We start from the raw sequence: 21,980 nt of genomic DNA, 5'->3' as shown, positions 1-21,980 counted from the left end.
GCCCGACACCATGCTGACCAGCGCTAGCGGCAACCTGCTGGACGCCGGCGTCGACGCGCTGGTCAACACCGTCAATACCGTCGGGGTGATGGGCAAGGGCATCGCCCTGCAATTTCGGCGCGCCTACCCCGACATGTTCAAGGCCTACGCAGCGGCGTGCAAGACCGGCGAGGTGCAGTTGGGCCGGATGCACGTCTGGGAGACCGGGATGCTCGACGGCCCACGGTTCATCATCAACTTTCCGACGAAGGGACACTGGCGAGCGCGCTCCCGCATCGGCGACATCGAAGCTGGCCTGGTCGACCTAGTCGAGGTAGTCCGCGGCCGCGAGATCACTTCGATTGCAATTCCACCTCTAGGCTGCGGCAATGGAGGACTCGACTGGGCTGACGTCGAACCGCGAATCGTGACTGCATTTGCGGCGCTCCCCGAGCTTGATGTCCGGCTGTATCCGCCCGCACCCGCACCCCACGCCTCCGCAATGCGAAATGCCACACCTCGACCGAGAATGACCGTTGGCCGCGCAGCGCTGGTCACGTTGATCGACCGATACAGCGCGGTTGCCCTCGATGCGAGCCCCATCGAGGTTCAAAAGCTGATGTACTTCATGCAGGTCCTCGGCGAACCATTGAATCTGCAGTACGCACGCAACTTGTACGGGCCCTACGCCGACAACTTGCGCCATGTCCTTGACCATGTCGAAGGACACTTCCTTGTTGGCTACGGTGACGGCTCCGCGAAGGTACTGGCGGCTGACCCGATCCGGGTCCTACCCGACGCCGTGGACGAAGCACGTGGGGTGGTACGGGCCCACCCGCGGACATCAGAACGAATCGACCAAGTGTTCCAGGCCATCGAGGGGTTCGAGTCGATGTACGGCATGGAGCTTCTCGCGACTGTCCACTGGGTGGCTCACGAGGAGCCGTCGGCGACCGACCCCACGATGGCCGCGAAGATCGTCCGTGAATGGAACCAGCGTAAGAGAAGCTTGTTCACTGAACAGCATGTCGAGACGGCCTGGTGCGCGCTGACTGAGCGTGGGCTCATCGCAGCACAGAGGTAGCTCATCCACGCCGAAACGAAGGACAAGCGAATCACCGTGCCCGACAACGGACTTGACAACACACAGGCACCATCTCTCAACCGAAAGACTGCGCCGACCGTAGAAGCCATCGGCCGTCGCCTCATCGTCGACGGACTCGGCAAGGGGGGATCATTAATTACTCCGGGGCGAATGATTTGGACCGAGGATAACCTCGCGGAGTTGAATCGTGATTTCGTTCAACGCCCCGACATCGGGGGCGGAACCTTTTTCGACAAACTTGCCGGACAGCTTGCCGATTCTTCGCCGGACGCAATTCAGCTCTTCGCCGAGCTCTACACGATGAATGTCCTACCGATCGTTAATCTCAGTGGGCCATTGAAAATAGAGCAAGCGAACACAATTCTGGCGCTAAGCGAGCGACCGGTACACCTCCCCGCCGACGTCGAGCATGCCCTCTCCTCCGGAGGTGTTTACCATGGCGGTCAAGCCTTTAACAACTACCGGTGGAAGCAAATCAACTACCTGATCGAATTCGCTCAGGTGTTCCGTGCGCTCCCCAGCGAGCGCCGCATGGGACTCCTCGACGATCCATTGGAGTTCCGCGCACTCGCACAGTCGGTCGAGACTGGCCAAATTGCGCAGCGGCAGTCGCTGCTTTACCTCGCATTCCCTGATTTCTTTCTCCCAATCGTCAGCATCAACCAGCGACGTCAGATCCGCGATGCCTTCGCGACCGACTACCTCAGCCACTCGACCACCGACGATGTCGACGTCGATCTTCACACCATCTATGACAACCTCGTTGAGGCCCACGGCGGTCCGGTTGACTTTTATGTCTCACCCTGGGTTGAGAAGTGGAAGGATCCAGCTCCCACCGCCGAACCGACCGACGACGTCACCCATGCGTGGAAGGTCTACGGCTCAAACGTGGCCGGCATCGACATGGTGCCGATCTGGCGGCGAAAGGGATCGGTCTCGCTGGCCGCGAAGTTCCTTCGTCAACTCGATTCCGAACTCACCCAGGATGAACTCAGAGCGATAGTTGCTGAAGATTATCGTTCCTCTCCGTACACGATCCGGCAAGAAAAGACCCACGAACTCTACACCTTCCTTTCTAGGATTCACCCCGGTGATCTCGTTGTCACCGTCAGCCAGGGGCGAGCGTACTTTGGGACGGTGACCGGCGAGGCCGAGCAAATCGCGAGCAGCGACGGCCGCTCCAACCTGCGCCGCTCAGTAACCTGGGAGACTCACAACGTGCCGTCGGTCAACCTCCCGATGGAGATCTCAGCGGTGCTGACAACCGGCGGCGACGTGGTAGACATCACCGAGCAGATTGACACCATCCGCGAACTCATGGGCCAGCGCGAGGATTCCCCACCAGCGACCAAACTCAACCTTCGTGACGCCGATGCCGAACTCGCCGAGCAACTCAATGTCCCACAAGCGTGGCTGCAAGAATGCGTCGAACTCCTCCGCGACCGCCCGCAGCTGATCTTCTACGGACCACCCGGGACCGGAAAGACTTACCTCGCTAAGGCGCTCGCCCACTACCTAGCCGGAGAGAACGTCAAATTAGTCCAGTTCCACCCCGCCTACTCGTATGAAGACTTCTTCGAGGGGTACCGGCCCGCGCAAGGGTCCGGTGGTCAAGTCGGATTCGAACTACGGCCCGGCCCACTACGCCGCATCGTCGACAAAGCCAACGAAAATCCCTCCGCCGCTTATGTTCTCATCATCGATGAAATCAACCGGGGCAACCTAGCCAAGATCTTCGGTGAACTCTATTTCCTGCTGGAGTATCGCAGCGAAGGCATCGACCTGCTGTACGGATCCGATGATGGCAAGCCGTTTGTATTGCCACGCAACGTGATTCTGCTCGGCACGATGAACACGGCTGACCGCTCCATCGCACTCGTCGACGCCGCGATGCGGCGACGCTTCGCCTTCCTTCCGCTTCATCCGTCCGAGGAACCCACGAATAAGGTTCTGCGGCGATGGTTGCACGAGAAGGGGCATTCTCCGCACGTCGCAGATCTGTTGGACGAACTCAACAAACGTATCCCCGACGACGACTTCAAAATTGGTCCGTCGTACTTCATGCGCGAGTCCGTCTTCGCACCAGGCGGCCTCGACAGAGCCTGGCGGACCTCGATCCTTCCACTCCTTGAGGAGTTTCACTACGGCGACCCTGGCGTCGACGTGCGCGCGGACTACGGGCTCGCAGCCATCGAGAAGAAATTCGCCGCATCCTCCGCAGGTAACGACGATGACACCTATCTGCCTGACTGAGGGCGGAGATTCGCAGTTCGCTCGCCTTTCCGCCCACGAGTTCGAGGCGTTGCGATCACTGGCAATCGTGGTCGTCACGCCAACCCTCGATGCCGGCTGGTATGAGATCGCGCCGGGCCGCAAGATCGGTGCAGTTGCGGTCGGAGCCCAGCAGGTCGTCGTCCGTCCCAAGATCGCCGACTTGAATCGACTGATCTTCCTACTCGGCTATAGCGGGCATCGGAGCCTCTGGCGCGACGACGCAGTCGATCTAATTGCCGACGACGAGTTGCTTCCGGCCCTCGCTGAAGCGTTTTCGAGGTTGGCGACACTGGCCACCGCTCAGGGACTGTTGCAGGGTTACCGCACGACGACCGACACACTGCCCGTGCTCCGCGGGCGAATCCTCGCGGGCGAGCAGATGACTCGCCGATACGGTCTACCACTTCCGCTGTCTGTGGAGTACGACGACTTCACGGTAGACATCGTCGAGAATCGACTGCTCTTGGCCGCAACCTTGCGAATGCTCAGAGTGCGCGGAATCTCTGTGGGAGCACGTCGCCGACTCCAACGGCTGCACATTGCTATGAGCGAAGTCTCACCGCCTACGCGAGGCCTGCCACCTCCCCGGTGGCAGCCGACTCGCCTGAACGCGCGCTATCACGATGCCCTGCGACTGGCCCAGATCGTGCTATCCGCACAGTCTTTCGAGCAGCGCATTGGGGATCTGACCGTCACTGGATTCATGTTCGACATGTGGCGGGTCTTCGAAGACTTCATCTGTGCGGCACTCGGCGAGGTGCTGACTGAGCTCGGAGGCAAAGCCGTCACACAGCACCGTATCTTCCTCGACGAAGCGGATCATGTGGTGATGAAACCTGACCTCCTATGGTTAGGGCATGACCGACGACCAGCCGCCGTCATCGACGCAAAATACAAGGCAGAGCGTCCCGAAGGGTTTCCCGATGCCGATCTTTATCAGATGCTTGCGTACTGCACGACGCTCGGACTACAAGACGGACATTTGGTGTATGCCAAGGGGAACGAGACGGCTATTGCTCACTCTGTACGCAGATCCAGAATCGCAATCCACTGTCACGCCATGGACCTTGCATTACCGCCGGAGGAGTTGCTTGGGGAAGTCGACAAAGTAGCGGACAGAATCAAGCAGCACCTACTTCCCTAACCCCGAGGTACGGGACATCGGCCAACCATCGATGCCGGCTCTTGAGTTTCGCACATCGCGGCACGCCAGCGACAGGTCGAAGATCGGAGCACTATCGACCCAGGTCTCCGTCCACCCACCTTGTGGAAAATCCAACGGACTACTCGCCTTGCGATGTCCCTTCACCACGCTTTCCAGAACCCAGGATTCGAGCAACGTCGCAGCATCTCGATTCGGCACCAAAACGAGATCCTCAAGAAATCCGCCGCGGTTTAGGTGTTGTGCAATGCGATCACTGTGCGATTCCCAGTTTGTAATACCCACCTTTCGAACCTTGAGTCGAGGGAACCAAACGATGTATACGAAATGCGGAACATTGGGATCTATACCCGAGTCACAAGAGAGACATGGTGTCGCACCAGATAGCAGTGCAGACTCAGAAATCTTCCGGAGGGACCCACACGCTAAGCACTTCGCGGTGACGAGGTCAGTCATCTTCGCGTAACCGTCGTGCAACCTTTCCAGACCATGGGCTGCGAAACTGAGATCCTGCCTTTCGACCAAGCCCTCATTTCCCGCCATGCAGTTCATACAAGGTATCTCGCGCGTTGAGTCTGCCGAGGCCAGACAAAAGACCGCGCTGATTTCAGTGTCCGCTCCACACTTCCTACAGGTTGCAACCACGAGTTCCCAGAACGCGCTCATCTGCGCCGCGAGATCAGACTGACTGACCTCCTTGCCATTCTGGCCATAGACCACCCACGTTCCCGAGATAATATATCCCGCCGCCTCTGTCACCGAGATCGTTTGTGAAATGTCCCTCTCCGCAATCTCTCTCACCGAGCACCCTAAGCAGAGGGGTGGCCGCTTGTTTCGAAGCGCGGTAAGACTCGCGGCATCTACACGTCCGCAAACTTGACATCGGAAGATGCGCGGCGCTTGCGCAGAGACATGTGGCCCTACCGGTTCTACCCCCAATGCACGGTAGGCAGCGTCAATGCAAACCTCGCAAAGGCCAGGCTTGCCCACACGATTAAAGCTTGGCCGAGCGCCGCACCGCGTGCATGCACGCCGAACGTAATGGTGAGCGCCACGTTCACTCGAGGACATATCCGAAGTATGTCAAGGCCCCCTGACGCGAATCGACCGACGGGCCCGGCCAGCGAATCAAGGCTTCGAGCTTCGCGGCCCCACCGACGGCCGCAGCCGCCTACACCTCTTCGGCCGCCAACTGCCCGCAGGCCGCCGCGATCTCCTGACCGCGGGTGTCGCGCACCGTGCACGACACGCCCTGCTCGCGGACGCGGCGCACGAACTCTTTCTCGACCGGTTTGGGACTTGCGTCCCATTCTGATCCCGGCGTCGGATTCAGGGGAATCAAGTTCACGTGGACCAGCGAACCGAGCGCCTTGTGCAGCTTCTTACCGAGCAGGTCCGCGCGCCACGGCTGGTCGTTGACGTCGCGGATCAGGGCGTACTCGATCGACACGCGCCGGCCGGTGGTGTCGGCGTAGTAGCGCGCGGCGTCGAGCACTTCCTTCACCGACCAACGGTTGTTGACCGGCACGAGTGTGTCGCGCAGTTCGTCGTCGGGCGTGTGCAGCGAGACCGCGAGCGTCACCGACAGTCCCTCGTCGGCGAGTCGCCGGATCGACGGCGCCAGCCCGACCGTCGACACCGTCACCGACCGTGCCGAGATTCCCAGCCCGTCGGGGGCGGGCGCGGTGATCTTTCGTACGGCGTCGACGACGCGTTTGTAGTTGGCCAGCGGCTCCCCCATGCCCATGAACACGACATTCGACAGTCGCCCCGGCTCGCCGAAGTCGCCGTCGCGCAGTGACCGCGCGGCTGAACGCACCTGGTCGACGATCTCTGCGGTCGACAGGTTCCGATCTAGCCCGCCCTGCCCCGTCGCACAGAATGGGCACGCCATACCGCACCCCGCCTGGCTCGAGATGCACAGCGTGTTGCGGTCCGTGTAGCGCATCAGCACGCTCTCCAGCAACGTGCCATCATGCAAGCGCCACAACGTCTTTCGCGTCGTGTGGTCATCGGTGAAGACTTGCCGGACCGGTGTCATCAGGGTCGGGAACAACTGCTCGCCGACGTCGGCACGCAACGCCGCGGGCACGTCGGTCATCTCGTCGACGTCGGCGTTGAGCCGCCCGAAGTACTGCTTGGCCAATTGATTCGCCCGGAATTTGGGCAGCCCGAGCTTCGTCACCGCGGCCACCCGTTCCTCGGCGGAGAGGTCGGCGAAATGCGTCGGCGGCTTACCGCGTTTGGGCGCGTCGAAAACCAGGGGCAACGAGGTCATGACTCCTATTGTCCCATGTCCGAACGTGTGCCCTGGGCCACCGCGTCGACGACCACCCCCAGCTGCGCGTCGAACCGTTCCTGCGCCGGTCGGAAGATGTGATGCCCGGCGTCGACGACGAGGGGATACTCCGGGCCGACGGCGGCGTCACGACGCTGCAGGGAATACCTCGACTCGTCGGTGCGCTCCTGTTCCTCGATGACGAATCCGACGACGAACGCCGTCACGATCTCGAAGGCGTCGACGACCCGCTCCACCGAGATCCCGCGGTCGCGCCATCGGCGCAGCCCGTCCTCCTGACCGCGCAGCATCTCCGGGTCGGTCAACGCCGTTCCGCTGAACGTCCGCGCGCCGTCGCGATGGCGCAGGTACTCCGTGCGCATCGTCTCGGCGTAAACGCGCAGTGCATCGGCGAAGTCGTCGGCATCGACCGACCGGCGCGCGATTCGCCGCGCCACCTCGGTCCCCATCTCGTCGAGCAGGTCCTGCTTCGACTTGACGTGCCAGTACAACGCAGGCGCCTTCACGCCGAGCCGCGTCGCCAATGCGCGCACCGTCAGCCCGTCGATCCCGACGTCGTCGAGAACCTCGAACGCGGCGTCGACGATGATCTGGCGGGTCAGTTTTCCGGGCACCTTGACACCTTAACAGTGTTAGAGCATGCTGGTGGAAGCCATTTAACTTAGTTAAGGAGACAGAAAATGAAAGCAGCGGTAGTAGGCGCGGCAGGCGCCACCCCGACCTTCACCGACTTCGCCGACCCGACCGTCCACGACGGGCAGCGCGTCGTCGAGCTCGTCGCCGCGGGACTACACCCGGTCGTGCGCGCCCGGATCAGCGGCAGGCACTACAGCAGCGAGAACGTCTGGCCGGCCGTTCCCGGGTTGGACGCCGTCGCGCGCACCGACGACGGCCGGCTCATCTACACGGGCATGGTCGCCGCGCCGTGGGGCACATTCGCCGAACGCTTCGCCGTCCCGTCGTCGTTCGCGGTCGAGTTGCCCGACGGCGTCGACCCGCTCGCCGTGGCCGCGGGCTGCAATCCGGGCCTGGCGTCGTATGTCCCACTGACGAATCGTCGGGCGGCGTTGGGCGAGGCAGGACTGGGCACGGTGCTCATCCTCGGCGCCACCGGCATCGCCGGACGAATCGCCGTCGACAACGCCTTCGCCTTGGGAGCGACGAAAGTCATTGCGGTGGGCCGCAATTCGGAGATTCTGCGCGAGCTCGCCGATCGACGCCCAGATTCGGTACGGACCGTCACGCTGACCGGGACCGACGACGCCGCCGCCATCGTCGCCGCACTCGACGACCAGGCGCCGACCACGGTCATCGACTTCGTGTGGGGGCCGGTCGCCGAAGCGGCGTTCACCGCCCTCGACGACCCCGCGTTGGCCGGTCCCCACTTCGACGTCGCCCACATTCAGATCGGCGCGATCGCAGGCGCGCACGCCGCCGTGCCCGCCACACTGCTGCGCAGCCGCCGCTACGCGATCAGCGGGAGCGGACTGGGCAGCGTCCGCCCCGCCGACATGTTCGGCGCGCTGCCCGCATTCATCGACCAGATCGCCGGCGGCGCAGTGCATATCCCCTTCACCGCATATCCCCTAGCCGCAATCGATGAGGCATGGGCCGCGTCGGAGAGCACACGGGCGGTGGTCGTGCCGTAGGACCCAAACGTCGGCCCGATCGCGCGCGCCATCGTCGAGCATGCATTATGGTTATGGAAACCATTACCAATAATGAAGGATGGCTCGATGGCTCTGCACGTGCTGCTCACCAAGGCAGGTTCTGCCGTCGCGACCGGGTTCGCCGGTGCGGTCGCCTACGACCTGGTCCGCAAAGGCCTCTCGAGCGCTCCGCTGCGCGACGGTGCCGTCGTGGCTACCGCCTGGGGGCTGCGCGGCGCCCGCCGCGCCGAGGAGGTCGCGGAGACGGTGCGGCTCAACGCCGCCGACGTACTCGCCGAGGCGAAAGAGAAGATCGGCGAGGAGGCCACTCCGCCGGGGATGGCGACCGCTCACGACCACGAGCACTGACCGCGGTGGCCGCTAACCTTCGTGGTCTCCCCGACCACACCGTCCAGTCCGCGGCCGCCGGGCGCTTGCGAGTCGTCGTCGACTCATTCGCCCGCGCCCCCGAAAGCCGCGCCGTCGCCGTTGAGGACGCCGTGGCGACCCTCACCGGAGTGCGGGCGGTGCACGCATTCGGCCGCACCGGCTCGGTCGTCGTCTGGCACCGCGCCGACGTGTCCCGAGAAGACATACTCGAGGCGATTCGGGCAGGACTCGACGCCGCGGTGGACACGTCCGCAGCGCGTCGCCCGCACTCGGCGGACGTGTCCAACGCCGACGTGGTCCGAATGGGAATCGGGGCCGTCGCGCTCGTCCTGCTCGGCGTTCGACGCTACGGGCTACGACGACCACCGCTGCTCGGGCCTGTCTCGCGGGCCACCGCGACCGGCGTGACCATCTTTTCCGGATATCCGTTCCTGTCGGGCGCACTGCGCTCGCTGCGCGGCGGGCGGGCCGGGACAGACGCCCTGGTGTCCGCCGCCACGATAGCGAGCCTGCTTCTGCGGGAGAACGTGGTCGCACTCACCGTGCTGTGGCTGCTCAATATCGGCGAGTTTCTCCAGGAGCTGACCCTGCGCCGTACCCGTCGCGCGATCACCGATCTCTTGCGCGGCAGTTCCGACACCGTGTGGTTACGACTCGCCGACGGCAGCGAGGTGCAGGTGCCACTCGACACGGTCGCCATCGGCGATGTCGTCGTCGTTCATGAACACGTCGCCATTCCGGTCGACGGGGATGTCATCGAAGGCGAAGCGGCCGTCGACCAGTCGGCGCTCACCGGCGAGAGTCTTCCGGTCAGCAAGTCATCGCGCAGTCGTGTCCATGCGGGCTCGGTCGTGATGGCCGGACGTCTCGTGGTGTCGGCCACCGCGGTCGGCGCCGACACCGCCATCGGTCGCGTCATCAGCCGTGTCGAGGAGGCCCAACATGACCGGGCCCCGATTCAAACGGTCGGCGACAACTTCTCCCGGCGCTTCGTTCCGGCGTCGTTCGCGCTCTCCGCGCTCACACTCCTCGCCACCGGCGACGTGCGTCGGGCGATGACGATGCTGTTGATTGCCTGCCCGTGCGCCGTCGGGCTGTCGACGCCCACCGCGATCAGCGGTGCGATCGGCAACGGCGCACGTCGCGGCATCCTGATCAAGGGCGGATCACATCTCGAGGCGGCCGGTCGGGTCAGCGCGGTGGTATTCGACAAGACCGGAACCCTGACACTCGGACGACCCGTGGTCACCACTGTCATTTCGTTCCATGACGGGTGGACGCCCGAACAGATCCTGGCCTACGCCGCGAGCTCGGAGATCCACTCCCGGCACCCGCTCGCCGAAGCGGTCATCCGCTCCACCGAAGAACGGCGGATCGAGATTCCGCCCCATGCCGAGTGCGAAGTCATCGTCGGCCTCGGCATGCGCACCCGCGCCGACGACGGCAGGTTGCTGCTACTCGGCAACCCGTCGCTGCTCGCCCGGCACGACGTCGGTGTGCCGCCCGACGCCACCGATTGGGTAGCGCGGCTGCAAGCCGACTGCGAGACACCGCTGTTGCTGGCCGTCGACGGTGCGCTGGTCGGTCTGGTCAGCCTGCGAGACGAGTTGCGTCCCGAAGCGCCAGAGACTCTCGCGCGTCTTCGCCGGTCCGGCGTCACCGAGATCAGCATGGTCACCGGAGATCATCCGCGGACCGCTGCCGCCATCGCCGAACAACTCGGCATCACGTCGTGGCGGGCCGAGGTGCTCCCCGACGACAAGCTCGCCGAAGTACGACGGTTGCAAGACGACGGACACATCGTCGCGATGGTCGGCGACGGCATCAACGACGCTCCGGCGCTGGCTGCCGCCGACCTCGGCATCGCGATGGGAATCGCGGGCACCGGCGTCGCGGTGGAGACCGCCGACATCGCACTGGCCGCCGACGACCTGCGTGCGCTGCTCGACATCGGCAACCTCGGGCGGCACACGGTCGAGGTGATTCGCCAGAACTACGGCATGTCGATCGCGGTCAATGCGCTGGGCCTGCTGATCGGCGCGGGTGGAGCACTCTCGCCGGTCGTCGCCGCGATCCTGCACAACGCGTCGTCGGTGGCCGTGGTGCTCAACAGTTCCCGTCTTATTCGCTATCAGTTGGACCCGTCGCGCGTGTCGCCCGCACGTACGCGAATTCTCCCACCAGCCGACGATGCTCCGTCTCGACCTCGACCGATGCGAAACCCGCATCCGTCATCAACTGCGACAGTTGATCCACACCGGGAAAGTGGTGATGCCCCATCCGGGCGAAGAGACCCCTGACTTCGATGAAGTCGACGACGTGCACGCTGCCGCCCGGCTTGCACACCCGAAACAACTCTGCGAGAGCGCTTTTCACCGATTCCGGATCCAGGTGGTGCAACATCAGCGACGAGAACGCCCGATCGACGGTCTCGTCTGCGAACGGCAGCTCCTGCGCGTAGCCGATTCGAAAGTCGATGGTCGACGACTTCCGGCGCGCACGATCGAGCGCAAGTGGGTCAGGATCGATGGCAGTCAGTTCGACGCCGGGTTCGGCCCGTTTCACCGCGGTCGACAGATTTCCCGTGCCGCAACCGATTTCGAGTACGCGCTGCCCGCTGGCCAGGTCGGCGCCCGCGACCAGTCGACGGTGTAGTGCTCGCACTCCGGCAAGTCGGGTCATCGTGTCGTAGAACGGCAACGTCCAATCGCGGCCCGCGGCCGGGATGTAGTCGTGAGCTGTTGGATGTACTTTAGTCATGTCATCGATTCTGCCGAGAAATGACGAGGTCGACGTGGACGCGACACATCACTACTTGGATGATCTTTCGCCGACGGGGCGGTCGGTCCGGCTCGTCCGTTACCGCGACGGCGTACCGACCTTCCAATACACACCCACCGCCGATCGTCCACCGGTCACGCTCGCGCGCCCGGGGATCAGCGGTGCCGTGATCCTCGCGACACGCCACATCCACGACTTCCCCATCCTGCTCACCGACTGCCGCTCGGCGTGGATCATCGCGCCGGGGCGGGTCGTCGACCCGACGCGGAATCGTATCGAAAAGAGTTGTGTAGCAATAATTTTCGATCCGTCCGTGGTGGAGGACGAGCTCAGCGCACCGTTTCTGCACGAGTTCCCCAACGGCGTCGAACAGATCGCGCTGCCCGATGAACGCCGGGACCGGTGGGCGCAGGCACTCGCCGATCTGGCGGCCGAGCTGTCGGTCGACGACGAACACACCCGACGAGCCGTCGTCGCGCATCTGACGCTGCTGCTGACCGACGTCGCGCGTATCACCGACCGAATTGCTCATCGCCCCGACGACACCGTCGCTGCCGTGTTCACCGCCATCGAGGATCGGTATGCGCAGCCGCTGACGCTCGCCGACGTCGCGGCCGAGGTGGGGTTCAGTCCCGCCTACCTGACCACGCTGATTCGACGCCGCACGGGAAAGACCGTCGTGCAGTGGATCGTCTCGCGCCGGATGCTCGAGGCCCGTCGGCTACTGGCACAGACGGATCTCCCGATCGCGACGGTCGCAGCACGAGTCGGCGTCGACGACGCCGCCTATTTCTCGCGACTGTTCAGGCGCGAGATCGGCATGCCGCCGCGACAGTGGCGGGGTTCGCAGGAAACCGCGGTCGATGTGGGGCGATAGTCACCCTCGACACGGCCACGACGACCAAGCGGACGTCGTCTGCCGACTGAGTGGGGTTTCGATAGTGTGAGTCCGTGCAGTCGCCGATTCCCGCCTATCTGGCCCGTGTCGTCTCGCAAGTCCAAGCCGACGTCGGCGGCGCCGTCGCCGATTACATTCCCGAACTCGCCACCGCCGATCCCGAACACACCGCGCTGGCCATCGCACTGCCCGACGGACACCGCTATCTCGCCGGCGACGCCGACGTCGCGTTCTCGATCCAGTCGATGTCCAAACCGTTCACCTACGGCCTCGCCATCACCGACAACGGCCTGCCCGCCGTGCTCGACAAGGTCGGCGTCGAACCGTCCGGCGAGGCATTCAACGAAATCTCCCTCGACGCGTCGGGGCGGCCGCGCAATCCGATGATCAACGCCGGTGCGATAGCGACGCATTCGCTGGTCCATGGTGCCGACTCCGCGCAGCGATTCGAGCGGCTGCGCCGCCTCTACAGCGCATGCGCGGGACGCGACCTGTCCGTCGACGAGCGCGTCTACACCTCCGAAGCCGCGACCGGTCACCGCAACATCGCGATGGGTCACCTGCTGCGGTCGGTGAACATCATCGACTGCGATCCGGTCGACATCATCGACGGCTACTTTCGCCAGTGCTCGGTCGAAGTCACCGTGGCCGACCTCGCCATGATGGCCGCGACGCTCGCCAACGGCGGCGTGCAACCACTCACCGGCGAAGCGATCCTCGATCGGCACGCGGTCCGCCAGATGTTGTCGGTGATGACCACCTGCGGCATGTACGACGCTGCGGGAGACTGGCTTTCGGTGGTCGGCATTCCTGCCAAGAGTGGAGTCGCGGGCGGAATCATCGGTGTGCTGCCCGGCCAGATCGGCATCGCAGCATTTTCCCCGCGACTCGACCGACATGGCAATAGCGTGCGCGGCGTCGCCATGTTCGAGCGCCTCTCCGACGACCTCGGTATGCACCTGATGGAACTCCCACCGGCGCACCGCACCGCGATCCGGTCGATCGAGATCGTCGACGACGTGGAAGTGGTGGAATTGCAAGGGGCCCTTCAGTTCACGAACGCCGAGATCATCGTGCGCGAGCTGGTCGACAACACGTCGCATCCGGCACCCGTTGTGGCACTTGACATCCGGCGGGTACACAGCGTGACCGACGTGGCTCGCCGACTCATCATGCTGTTGCTGCGCGGCTTCGTCGACGACGGCAAGCGCGTCGCGGTGATCGACCCCGACGGCGTAGTCGGCGGTCTGGGGCTCGGCGACGGCATTGTCGCGCAACGATGGATCGAGTTGCCGCACAACCGTTGACCGTCCCAGCCGCTACCGGGCGCGACCACCCGACCGACGCCGGCGGCGTCATGAGCGGGACCGGATGTTCATGGCACCTCTCCTCGGGGTGGACGGTTGTTCAGTGCGTGGGTAACACGCGGTCGATGAAGTCGACGCTGGTCTGCGCCACTTCGGCCCAACCGGAGTCGATGGTCAGACTGTGACCCCGACCGGCGATCTCGACGATTTCGGTGATCGCGTCGGTGTTGCGGCGTTGCCGTTTGAACGTCGCGTTCGCGATCGCCCAGGGAACGATGTTGTCGCGTTCGCCGGATATCACCAGAAGTGGGCCACGATCGGCGCGCATGTTGTCCGCGGCGGTTTCACTGCGCGGATTGAAGTTGCCCACCGCAGCCTGAAACAGCGGTCGCCCGGCGGCCGCCACGTGGAAGGTCTCGTACAGCGTCCTCGCCTCCTCGGGACTGACGGCGTTGGCGAATCCGTAGGTGAACTGGTCGAGCGTCAACGTCACCGCTCGCTTGCGGTTGGCCGGATTGCCCAGGACCGGCAACGATGCGCGCAGTGACGAGATGGGCAGCGGCAGCACGCCCCGCGACGGCGCCGGATCGATGGCGACCGTCGCGGCGGCGAGCCCTCGACCGGCGAGGATCTGCACCAGCAGGCCACCGAACGAGTGACCGATGAGGATCGGTTGCACGCCGAGGCGTTCGATGATCGCCTGGAGGTAGTCGGCGACATCGCCCACGCCTTTGCCCGCGAAGGCATCCGGAGTGGAGCGGGCCGCGGCGACCGACTCGGGATCGTCCGGCCACCCGGGGGTCAGCGGCGCGTAGCCGGCGGCCTCGAAGAAGTCGGCCCACCGCTGCCAACTCGATCCCAACAGCCACAATCCGTGCACGAACACCACCGGTCTCCGGCCGCTCGCATTGGCGTTCTCGACGGCGGCGAGTTCAGCCGCGGTGGGGGTGTTGGCCATGATGTTGTCCTCCGGGGAGTCGGTGCGCCGGTCAGGCGACGAGGGTGAGATCGTGATCGTCGAGAAAGCCGAGTACCAGGTTCGCGACATCGAACCAGCGCGGACCGAACGTCACCGCGTGATCGCCGTCGATCTCGATGAATTCGGTTACCGCGTCGGGTCGATGCCTCCGGTGGCGTCGAACCGCCGCTCGCACGACGCGTGCGGGTGCGGTGCGATCGTCTGATCCGGCGACGACGAGCAGGGGCCCGCGGGCGGCGTGTGTGTCGACCGACGCCGCCGTCGACAGCGATGCGTTCGCCAGCCCCACTTGCAGCAGTGGACGCACCGACGTCGGGATCGCATAGCCGGTGTAGAGCTTGGTGGCGGCGGGGGCGTCGAGCACGTTGGCGACGGTGCCGCGGAACCGCGACGACGAGGGCAGCCACGCTGCCCGCCACCACGATGGATGGGCGAGAACCGTTGCCGCAGTGCGCAATTGATCGCCGCTCACGGTGAGCACACCGCGAAACTGGGCGGGCGCCAACGCTACCGCCGACCGGGCGAAGCCACGCGCCAGCAGTTGCTGGGCGACGAGTCCGCCGAAACAGTGCCCGATCACGATGGGCGCCGACGGCAGATCGGCGATGATCGACTCGTAGTGGTCGGTGATCTCCGCCAGCCCGATGCCGCTCAATTCGGTTGCGGCCGAACGGGTGTGATCCGCGGTCGGACGTTCACCGGGCCAACCCGGCGCGACGGTGGCATAGCCGCGCTCACCGAACAGCGTCATCCACGGCTCCCACACCGACGCGTGCATCCACAGCCCGTGGATGAAGACCACGGGTTGCGGCTGTTGCGATCGGTACATCGTCACTCCTGGCGGCGTCGGCGCTGCCAACCTAACCCGGCGTCGCCGCGCGCGGGTTGCCTGATCGTGCACAGTTGCGTCCCACCCGTGCACGGATCGTCGACGATATGACGAAAGCCCAGCTCAACGCCATTTCCGCAGTCACCGTGCACTAGCCCTGAGCGGACCCGACAGGGTAGCGTCGGCGCATGGCGCTCGCCTTCGACACCGATCTGATCGGTACCGCCGACCGCATGGACGCGATCGTCGCGGCGTTCGCGGAGGCGTCGGCGCCCGCATTCGTCACCCGCGAAGGCACGGGCACCGATCCCCGCGTCCGGATGGATGTGTGGCACACCGGGCCCGCCGAACTGTTCCGCGGACAGATGGCCGGAATCCGCCTGCGCCGCACCGCAACACAGATCTCTCGCGAGAGCTCTCCGATGTTTGCACTGGCCGTGCAGCAAGCCGGTTACGCCCGCCACGAGCAGCACGGCCGGCAACGGGTCATCGCCCCCGGCGACCTGTTGGCGACCGACTTGAACTCCCCCTACGACTACGTGTTCACCGACGCCGGCGTCGCCCAGGCTCTGCATGTGCCGCTCGACTCGGTCGACCTCGGCTACGGCTTGCTGCGGCGAGCATGCGTCACCGCCGCGGAGAACCCGCTGCGCGGCGTCCTCGCGCAGCACATCAACGAGGTCAGCCCGGCCAGCCGCGCCGTCGGGCCGCTCGTCGCCGACCAATTGGGCACGGCGACAATCGAATTGGTGCGTGCCTTCGTCCTGACCGCATCAGACCGGCCGCAGGCGCGCGACGCCCTGGCCGGCACGCTCGGCGTTCGCGTACACGGCTATGTGCGTCAACATCTGCGCGACCCCACGCTGACACCCCAGTCGATCGCCCGCGCGCACAGCGTCTCGGTACGTCAGCTCTACAAAGTGACCGCCGAGTTGCACGACGGCGGACTGGCGCACTGGATCACCACGCAGCGGCTGGCCGGCGCGCATCACGAACTCGCCGACCCGAACTGCAGGCACCGCTCGATCGCGATGATCGCGCGCAGCTGGGGATTCGTCAGCGCGCCGCATTTCAGCCGCCGATTCCGGCGCGCGTACGGAATGACCCCGCGGGAGTGGCGTGAGCTCTCCGACACGGTCGAGCGGGAGCCGGGTCCGGGATGACCCGGATCATCCACTGCCGCACGGCAGTCCGCTGCCGTCGGTGCCCTGCCCCGGATCGGTGGGAGCGCCGACGGCGAAGAGGAAGCCGATGCCCACCGCGAGCATCGCAGCCGCGACACCGATGAGCACGACCAGCATCACCCACGCGCGGGGTCCGCTGCGGGCGTCGAGGCACACCCACACGATCAGGCAGACCGCGGCGAGCACCCCCAACACCATCGCGGCGCCACCGTAGAGATGCGCCGACGGCAGCGGCGGAAGGTAACGACAGTGCCGCGCGCGGACGTCGTCGTTCCAGGCGTCCTGCCTGCGGATCAGCCAGACATTGCTGAGCCACGCGGCGACCGTCGCCGCGACTCCCACGACGCCGAACGGCCAGCCCGGCAGTGATCTCACGCCAGCGCCGAGAGCACTGCCCACACAATGAACGCGGACGGAAGCAACGAGTCGAGCCGATCCATGATGCCACCGTGGCCGGGCAGCAGGGTGCCCATGTCCTTGATGCCGAGGTCGCGTTTGACCTGAGATTCGACGAGGTCGCCGAGTGTCGCGCAGACGACGAGCACCGGGCCGAGGATCAGACCGATCCACCAGCGGTCGTCGACCAGGAAGTACACGCAGCTCACCGCGCCGATGGTGCCGACCAGCAGCGACCCGCACAGTCCCTCCCACGACTTCTTAGGACTGATCGCCGGCGCCATCGGATGTTTGCCGAACATCACGCCCGCCGCGTACCCGCCGACGTCGGAGCAGACGACCACCACCATCAGTGTGCAGACCCGGGCGGCGCCGTTGTCCTGCAACACCATTGACGCACCGAACGACGCCAGCACCGGCAGCCAGGCGAGGACGAAGACCGCGACCGCCAAGTCGCGCAGGTAATTCTGCGGGGCATTGGAGATGCCCTGGCCCAGCAATTTCCAGACCATGCACACCAGCACCGTGGTCACGAACGCGACCAGTACGCCGGTCTGTCCCCACGGCCACGAGCTCCAGATGATCGCCTGCCCGCCGACGAGCATCGGGATGAACGGGACGTCGTAGCCGCCGTCGCGCAGCCGCTTGGTGACCTCCCAGGTGGCGATGGCGAATGCGACGGCGACGATGCCGTACCAAACCTTCGGCGCGAAGAGCAGTGTCGCGATGATTGCGGCGCCGAGCGCGACGCCGACGCCGATCGCTGCGGGAAGGTTGCGCCCGGCTTTGGAGCCGCTGGCGGCGCCGGAGCCGCTCGGGGCTGGGGTTTCGGTAGGCATAGTCATCGGCTCAGACTTCGAGCAGTTCCCCTTCTTTGTGCTTCACGAGTTCGTCGACCTGTGCAACATAGCCTGCCGTGGTCTTGTCGAGTTCCTTTTCGGCGCGAGTGACCTCGTCTTCGCCGGCCTCGCCGTCCTTCTGGATGCGTTTGAGCTCGTCGACGGCCTTGCGGCGCACATTGCGGATCGCCACCTTGGCGTCCTCGCCCTTGCCCTTGGCCTGCTTGACCAGCTCCCGACGACGCTCCTCGGTCAACTGTGGGATCGCCACCCGGATGATCGACCCGTCGTTGGTGGGGTTCACCCCGAGATCGGAGTTGCGGATGGAGGTCTCGATGCTGCCCAGCGTCGACGCCTCATACGGCTTGATCACGATCAGGCGGGCTTCGGCGGCGGTGATGCTGGCGACCTGCGTGATCGGAGTCATCGTGCCGTAGTACTCGATGTTGATGCGGTTGAACATCGCCGGGTTGGCGCGGCCGGTACGGATGGAACCCATGTCGTCACGGGCGACACCGACGGCCTTCTCCATCTTCTCTTCGGCGTCGAGCAGGGCATCGTCAATCATGGAATTGTCCTTGAGAGTTGTCGGGGTGATTCCTTGCGGTGCGGTGTTACCGCAGGCTTAATCGGCCACCAGAGTTCCGATGCGTTCACCGGCGATCGCACGCGCAATATTGCCCTTGGTGAGCAGATTGAACACCAGAATCGGCATTTTGTTGTCCATACAGAGACTGAACGATGTGGCGTCGGCGACTTTGAGTTGTTTGTCGAGCACCTCGCGGTAGGTGATCTCGTCGAACAATTCGGCGTCGGGGTTGGTGCGCGGGTCGTCGGAGTAGATGCCGTCGACCGCCTTGGCCATCAGCACCACCTCGGCCTTGATCTCCAGGGCTCGCTGAGCGGCGGTGGTGTCGGTGGAGAAGTACGGCATACCCATGCCCGCGCCGAAGATCACCACCCGCCCCTTCTCCAGGTGCCGCTGGGCGCGCAGCGGCAGGTAGGGCTCGGCAACCTGCCCCATCGTGATCGCCGTCTGAACGCGGGTGCTGATCCCACGCTTCTCCAAGAAGTCTTGCAGCGCAAGGCAATTCATCACGGTGCCGAGCATGCCCATGTAGTCCGAGCGGGACCGGTCCAGGCCGCGCTGCTGCAGTTCGGCGCCGCGGAAGAAGTTGCCGCCGCCGATGACCACCGCCACCTGTGCGCCGGTCCGCACGACCTCGGCGATCTGGTCGGCGACCGTCGCCACGACGTCGGGGTCCAGACCGACGCTGCCGCCGCCGAACATCTCACCGCCGAGCTTGAGCAATACTCGCCGATAGCCGGGCCGACCATCGACGTTCTCGGTTTCTGCATTCTCGGCGGCTGCATACTCGGTGTCTGCGGGCGACTGGGTCATCAATTTCCTCCCTGCGGGACGTCGGCGGGCTCCGACTCATCTTATGGGCACGACAAACGGACCCCGTGGCGGGCCGTCGGAAATCGACGGCCGCCGCGGGGTCCGGTGCTGTTTACAAGTGGGGCAGTCTTAGGACTGACCGACCTCGAAGCGGGCGAACGCCTTCACGGTGGCGCCTGCCTCGTCCAGGATCGCCTTGACAGTCTTCTTGCTGTCCTTGACGTAGGCCTGGTCGATCAGCACGACATCCTTGTAGAAGCCGGTCACGCGACCTTCGACGATCTTCGGCAGAGCCTGTTCCGGCTTGCCCTCTTCGCGGGCGGTCTGCTCGGCGATGCGACGCTCGTTCTCGACGACGTCGGCCGGCACCTCGTCGCGCGAAGCGTACTTGGCCTTGAGCGCGGCAACCTGCTGAGCGGCGCCACGCGCGGCCTCGGCAGCTTCGGCACCCTCACCGGTGTACTGCACGAGCACGCCGACGCCCGGGGGCAGATCCGACGCACGCTTGTGCAGGTAGGTGGCGACCGGTCCGTCGAAGTAGACGACGCGACGCAGTTCGAGCTTCTCACCGATCTTCGCCGACAGCGCGGCGATCGCGTCGGCGACGGTGCCCTCACCCAGGGCAGCCGCGCGCAGAGTGTCGACGTCACTGGTCTTGGCCTCGACGGCCGCACCCAGTACCGCATCGGCGAGTTCCTGGAACTCGGCGTTCTTGGCGACGAAGTCGGTCTCGCTGTTCAGCTCGATCATCGCGCCGTCGCGAGCGGCCACGAGGCCCTCGGCGGTGGACCGCTCGGCACGCTTGCCGACGTCCTTGGCGCCCTTGATGCGCAGTTCCTCGACGGCCTTGTCGAAGTCGCCGTCGTTGTTGGCCAGCGCGTTCTTGCAGTCGAGCATGCCCGAACCGGTCAGTTCGCGAAGCCGCTTCACATCAGCTGCGGTGTAGTTCGCCATCGGTGGCGAGCCTCCTTTGATGAGTAGATGAAGTATGTGAGTTACTCAGCGGCCGGGGCGTCGGCTGCAGGAGCCTCCGCAGGAGCACCCTCGGTTGCCTGGGTCAGCAGTTCGGTCTCCCACTCGGCGAGGGGCTCGCCGGCACCGGCTTCGGGCTTGGCGTCGCCTGCTGCGCGGCCCGCGCGAGCCTGCACGCCCTCGGCGACGGCCGAAGCCACCACGCGGGTCAGCAGTGCGGCGCTGCGGATGGCGTCGTCGTTGCCCGGGATCGGGTAGTCGACCAAGTCGGGATCGCAGTTGGTGTCCAGGATCGCGATGACCGGGATGTTCAGCTTGCGAGCCTCACCAACAGCAATATGCTCCTTGTTGGTGTCGACAACCCAAATCGCAGATGGCACCTTGGCCATATCGCGGATACCACCGAGTGTCCGCTCGAGCTTGTTCTTCTCGCGGGTCAGCATCAAGATTTCCTTCTTGGTGCGACCTTCGAAGCCACCGGTCTGCTCCATGGTCTCGAGTTCCTTCATGCGCTGCAGGCGCTTGTGAACGGTCGAGAAGTTGGTGAGCATGCCGCCGAGCCAGCGCTGGTTCACATACGGCATCCCGACGCGCGTCGCCTCAGCCGCGATCGACTCCTGGGCCTGCTTCTTGGTGCCGACGAAGAGAACGGTGCCACCGTGGGCGACGGTCTCCTTGACGAACTCGTAGGCCTTGTCGATGTAGGTCAGCGTCTGCTGCAAGTCGATGATGTAGATGCCGTTGCGGTCGGTGAAGATGAATCGCTTCATCTTCGGGTTCCACCGGCGAGTCTGGTGACCGAAGTGTGCGCCACTGTCGAGCAGCTGCTTCATTGTTACGACAGCCATGTCGAAACATCCTTTTGTATCGCAGTTCGTCACCGACGACGGGTTGTCGTCGATCCTGGCGCCTGCACCCGGTGGACCCGATACTCTCGGGACTGCCCACGCGAGCCGGTTCGTGCCGAACCAGTCCGCAGGCGCGCGAAGTCACCCCGCCCGCAGGCGAAGTGCGCCGTTCAGCCTACGCCGCCGCGTTGCCCCGGACAAAATCGCGTGTTCGACGCCGGGTCGGTCCGCGTATGCTCGACCGAATGTGGATCGGCTGGATCGAATTCGACGTCTTGTTAGGGGACGTGCACTCGCTCAAGGAGAAGCGGTCGGTGATCCGGCCCGTCATCGCGGAGATCAAACGCAAATACTCGGTGAGCGCCGCCGAGGTCGGCAACCACGACCTGCACCGACGCGCCGGTATCGGGGCCGGCGTCGTCGGGCCGGATCAGCGACATGTCGCCGACGTCCTCGACTCGATCGAGCACCTGGTGGCCCGCCGTCCCGAGATCGAAATCAACTCGGCGCGACGCCGGGTGGTCTCCTCGGAGGATTTCTAGCTCCGGCGCAGATCGGCGGCATAGGTCGGGTCTGTCGTCCCAACGAATTCTTGCCCGTCGTCGTGGATGCGGGGAACAATCAGGACGTTGGGAGGCGCCGAATTTCGTTCGACGTCCCGGCCGCACAGCGGACCCGATCTCGCTG

Annotated in this window: 20 protein-coding genes and 1 pseudogene; 10 read left to right on the top strand and 11 right to left on the bottom strand. The window is 64.9% G+C overall.

What is annotated here, in order from left to right:
• Positions 1-10: 10 nt before the first annotated feature.
• The 3 genes from darG to HH308_RS00905 are packed head-to-tail and all read left to right on the top strand — an operon-like array spanning position 11 to position 4,502.
• Positions 11-1,063 (top strand): type II toxin-antitoxin system antitoxin DNA ADP-ribosyl glycohydrolase DarG, encoded by a 1,053-nt coding sequence (gene darG / locus HH308_RS00915; protein ID WP_170192559.1) that lies wholly within the window; start codon positions 11-13, stop codon positions 1,061-1,063.
• Between the two features lie 36 nt (positions 1,064-1,099).
• Complete coding sequence (locus tag HH308_RS30345; protein ID WP_312870245.1) at positions 1,100-3,337, top strand: McrB family protein; 2,238 nt, start codon at positions 1,100-1,102, stop codon at positions 3,335-3,337.
• Positions 3,315-4,502, top strand: coding sequence for an McrC family protein (locus tag HH308_RS00905; RefSeq protein WP_170192273.1), 1,188 nt, complete (start codon positions 3,315-3,317; stop codon positions 4,500-4,502). The genes HH308_RS30345 and HH308_RS00905 overlap by 23 nt, the downstream gene beginning before the upstream one ends.
• 1,189 nt (positions 4,503-5,691) lie before the next feature.
• Here HH308_RS00905 and rlmN read toward each other — a convergent pair.
• Together rlmN and HH308_RS00895 are read right to left on the bottom strand one after the other, a co-directional pair.
• On the bottom strand, positions 5,692-6,798 hold the full coding sequence (gene rlmN / locus HH308_RS00900) for a dual-specificity RNA methyltransferase RlmN (RefSeq protein WP_170192272.1): 1,107 nt from the start codon (positions 6,796-6,798) through the stop codon (positions 5,692-5,694).
• A gap of 5 nt (positions 6,799-6,803) precedes the next feature.
• Positions 6,804-7,433 carry a TetR/AcrR family transcriptional regulator C-terminal domain-containing protein gene (locus tag HH308_RS00895; protein ID WP_170192271.1) on the bottom strand — a complete coding sequence of 210 codons (630 nt, stop codon included), beginning with the start codon at positions 7,431-7,433 and terminating at the stop codon, positions 6,804-6,806.
• A 66-nt stretch (positions 7,434-7,499) separates the two neighbouring features.
• Between HH308_RS00895 and HH308_RS00890 the strand changes: the two genes are divergently transcribed.
• From HH308_RS00890 to HH308_RS00880, 3 genes are all read left to right on the top strand, one after another.
• Positions 7,500-8,468 (top strand): zinc-binding alcohol dehydrogenase family protein, encoded by a 969-nt coding sequence (locus HH308_RS00890; RefSeq protein ID WP_170192270.1) that lies wholly within the window; start codon positions 7,500-7,502, stop codon positions 8,466-8,468.
• 87 nt (positions 8,469-8,555) lie between these two features.
• Complete coding sequence (locus HH308_RS00885) at positions 8,556-8,837, top strand: DUF1490 family protein (RefSeq protein ID WP_170192557.1); 282 nt, start codon at positions 8,556-8,558, stop codon at positions 8,835-8,837.
• Positions 8,834-11,158: a heavy metal translocating P-type ATPase gene (locus HH308_RS00880; protein ID WP_246284103.1), complete on the top strand. Its 2,325-nt coding sequence runs from the start codon at positions 8,834-8,836 to the stop codon at positions 11,156-11,158. The genes HH308_RS00885 and HH308_RS00880 overlap by 4 nt, the downstream gene beginning before the upstream one ends.
• On the opposite strand, the pseudogene HH308_RS00875 reads toward HH308_RS00880, so the two are convergent.
• Positions 11,124-11,540: pseudogene (locus HH308_RS00875) on the bottom strand (class I SAM-dependent methyltransferase); the annotation flags it as partial. The gene HH308_RS00880 and the pseudogene HH308_RS00875 sit on opposite strands and share 35 nt — an antisense overlap.
• A 76-nt stretch (positions 11,541-11,616) precedes the next feature.
• Here HH308_RS00875 and HH308_RS00870 point away from each other — a divergent pair.
• Together HH308_RS00870 and HH308_RS00865 are read left to right on the top strand one after the other, a co-directional pair.
• Complete coding sequence (locus HH308_RS00870) at positions 11,617-12,516, top strand: helix-turn-helix transcriptional regulator (protein WP_170192268.1); 900 nt, start codon at positions 11,617-11,619, stop codon at positions 12,514-12,516.
• A 74-nt stretch (positions 12,517-12,590) separates the two neighbouring features.
• Positions 12,591-13,844 (top strand): glutaminase, encoded by a 1,254-nt coding sequence (locus tag HH308_RS00865; RefSeq protein ID WP_170192267.1) that lies wholly within the window; start codon positions 12,591-12,593, stop codon positions 13,842-13,844.
• Between the two features lie 100 nt (positions 13,845-13,944).
• Here HH308_RS00865 and HH308_RS00860 read toward each other — a convergent pair whose 3' ends face one another.
• Together HH308_RS00860 and HH308_RS00855 are read right to left on the bottom strand one after the other, a co-directional pair.
• On the bottom strand, positions 13,945-14,802 hold the full coding sequence (locus HH308_RS00860; protein WP_170192266.1) for an alpha/beta hydrolase: 858 nt from the start codon (positions 14,800-14,802) through the stop codon (positions 13,945-13,947).
• A 31-nt stretch (positions 14,803-14,833) separates the two neighbouring features.
• Positions 14,834-15,652, bottom strand: coding sequence for an alpha/beta hydrolase (locus HH308_RS00855; RefSeq protein WP_170192265.1), 819 nt, complete (start codon positions 15,650-15,652; stop codon positions 14,834-14,836).
• Between the two features lie 188 nt (positions 15,653-15,840).
• Between HH308_RS00855 and HH308_RS00850 the strand changes: the two genes are divergently transcribed.
• On the top strand, positions 15,841-16,815 hold the full coding sequence (locus HH308_RS00850; RefSeq protein WP_170192264.1) for a helix-turn-helix domain-containing protein: 975 nt from the start codon (positions 15,841-15,843) through the stop codon (positions 16,813-16,815).
• Positions 16,816-16,821: 6 nt separating this feature from the next.
• Here the strand turns inward: HH308_RS00850 and HH308_RS00845 are convergent, their stop codons facing one another.
• From HH308_RS00845 to rpsB, 6 genes are all read right to left on the bottom strand, one after another.
• Complete coding sequence (locus tag HH308_RS00845) at positions 16,822-17,211, bottom strand: hypothetical protein (RefSeq protein ID WP_170192263.1); 390 nt, start codon at positions 17,209-17,211, stop codon at positions 16,822-16,824.
• Positions 17,208-18,071 (bottom strand): phosphatidate cytidylyltransferase, encoded by an 864-nt coding sequence (locus tag HH308_RS00840; protein ID WP_170192556.1) that lies wholly within the window; start codon positions 18,069-18,071, stop codon positions 17,208-17,210. The genes HH308_RS00845 and HH308_RS00840 overlap by 4 nt, the downstream gene beginning before the upstream one ends.
• A gap of 10 nt (positions 18,072-18,081) precedes the next feature.
• The gene (frr, locus tag HH308_RS00835; protein WP_170192262.1) at positions 18,082-18,639 is read right to left on the bottom strand and encodes a ribosome recycling factor; all 558 of its coding nucleotides are present in this window, start codon (positions 18,637-18,639) and stop codon (positions 18,082-18,084) included.
• Between the two features lie 57 nt (positions 18,640-18,696).
• Positions 18,697-19,473, bottom strand: coding sequence for a UMP kinase (gene pyrH, locus HH308_RS00830; protein ID WP_170192261.1), 777 nt, complete (start codon positions 19,471-19,473; stop codon positions 18,697-18,699).
• A gap of 129 nt (positions 19,474-19,602) precedes the next feature.
• Positions 19,603-20,427, bottom strand: a complete 825-nt coding sequence (tsf, locus tag HH308_RS00825) for a translation elongation factor Ts (protein ID WP_170192260.1) — start codon at positions 20,425-20,427, stop codon at positions 19,603-19,605.
• 41 nt (positions 20,428-20,468) lie between these two features.
• Entirely contained in the window at positions 20,469-21,293 is an 825-nt protein-coding gene (gene rpsB / locus HH308_RS00820) for a 30S ribosomal protein S2 (protein ID WP_170192259.1), read from the bottom strand.
• Between the two features lie 245 nt (positions 21,294-21,538).
• On the opposite strand from rpsB, the gene HH308_RS00815 reads away from it, so the two are divergent.
• Entirely contained in the window at positions 21,539-21,835 is a 297-nt protein-coding gene (locus tag HH308_RS00815) for a DUF503 domain-containing protein (RefSeq protein WP_170192258.1), read from the top strand.
• Positions 21,836-21,980 lie beyond the last annotated feature (145 nt).

This window comes from Gordonia asplenii, from assembly GCF_012933505.1.
GTDB classification, from domain to species: domain Bacteria; phylum Actinomycetota; class Actinomycetes; order Mycobacteriales; family Mycobacteriaceae; genus Gordonia; species Gordonia asplenii.
The sequence above is the reverse complement of the archived record's forward strand: the minus strand, read 5'-3'. Positions and strand labels throughout refer to the sequence as shown.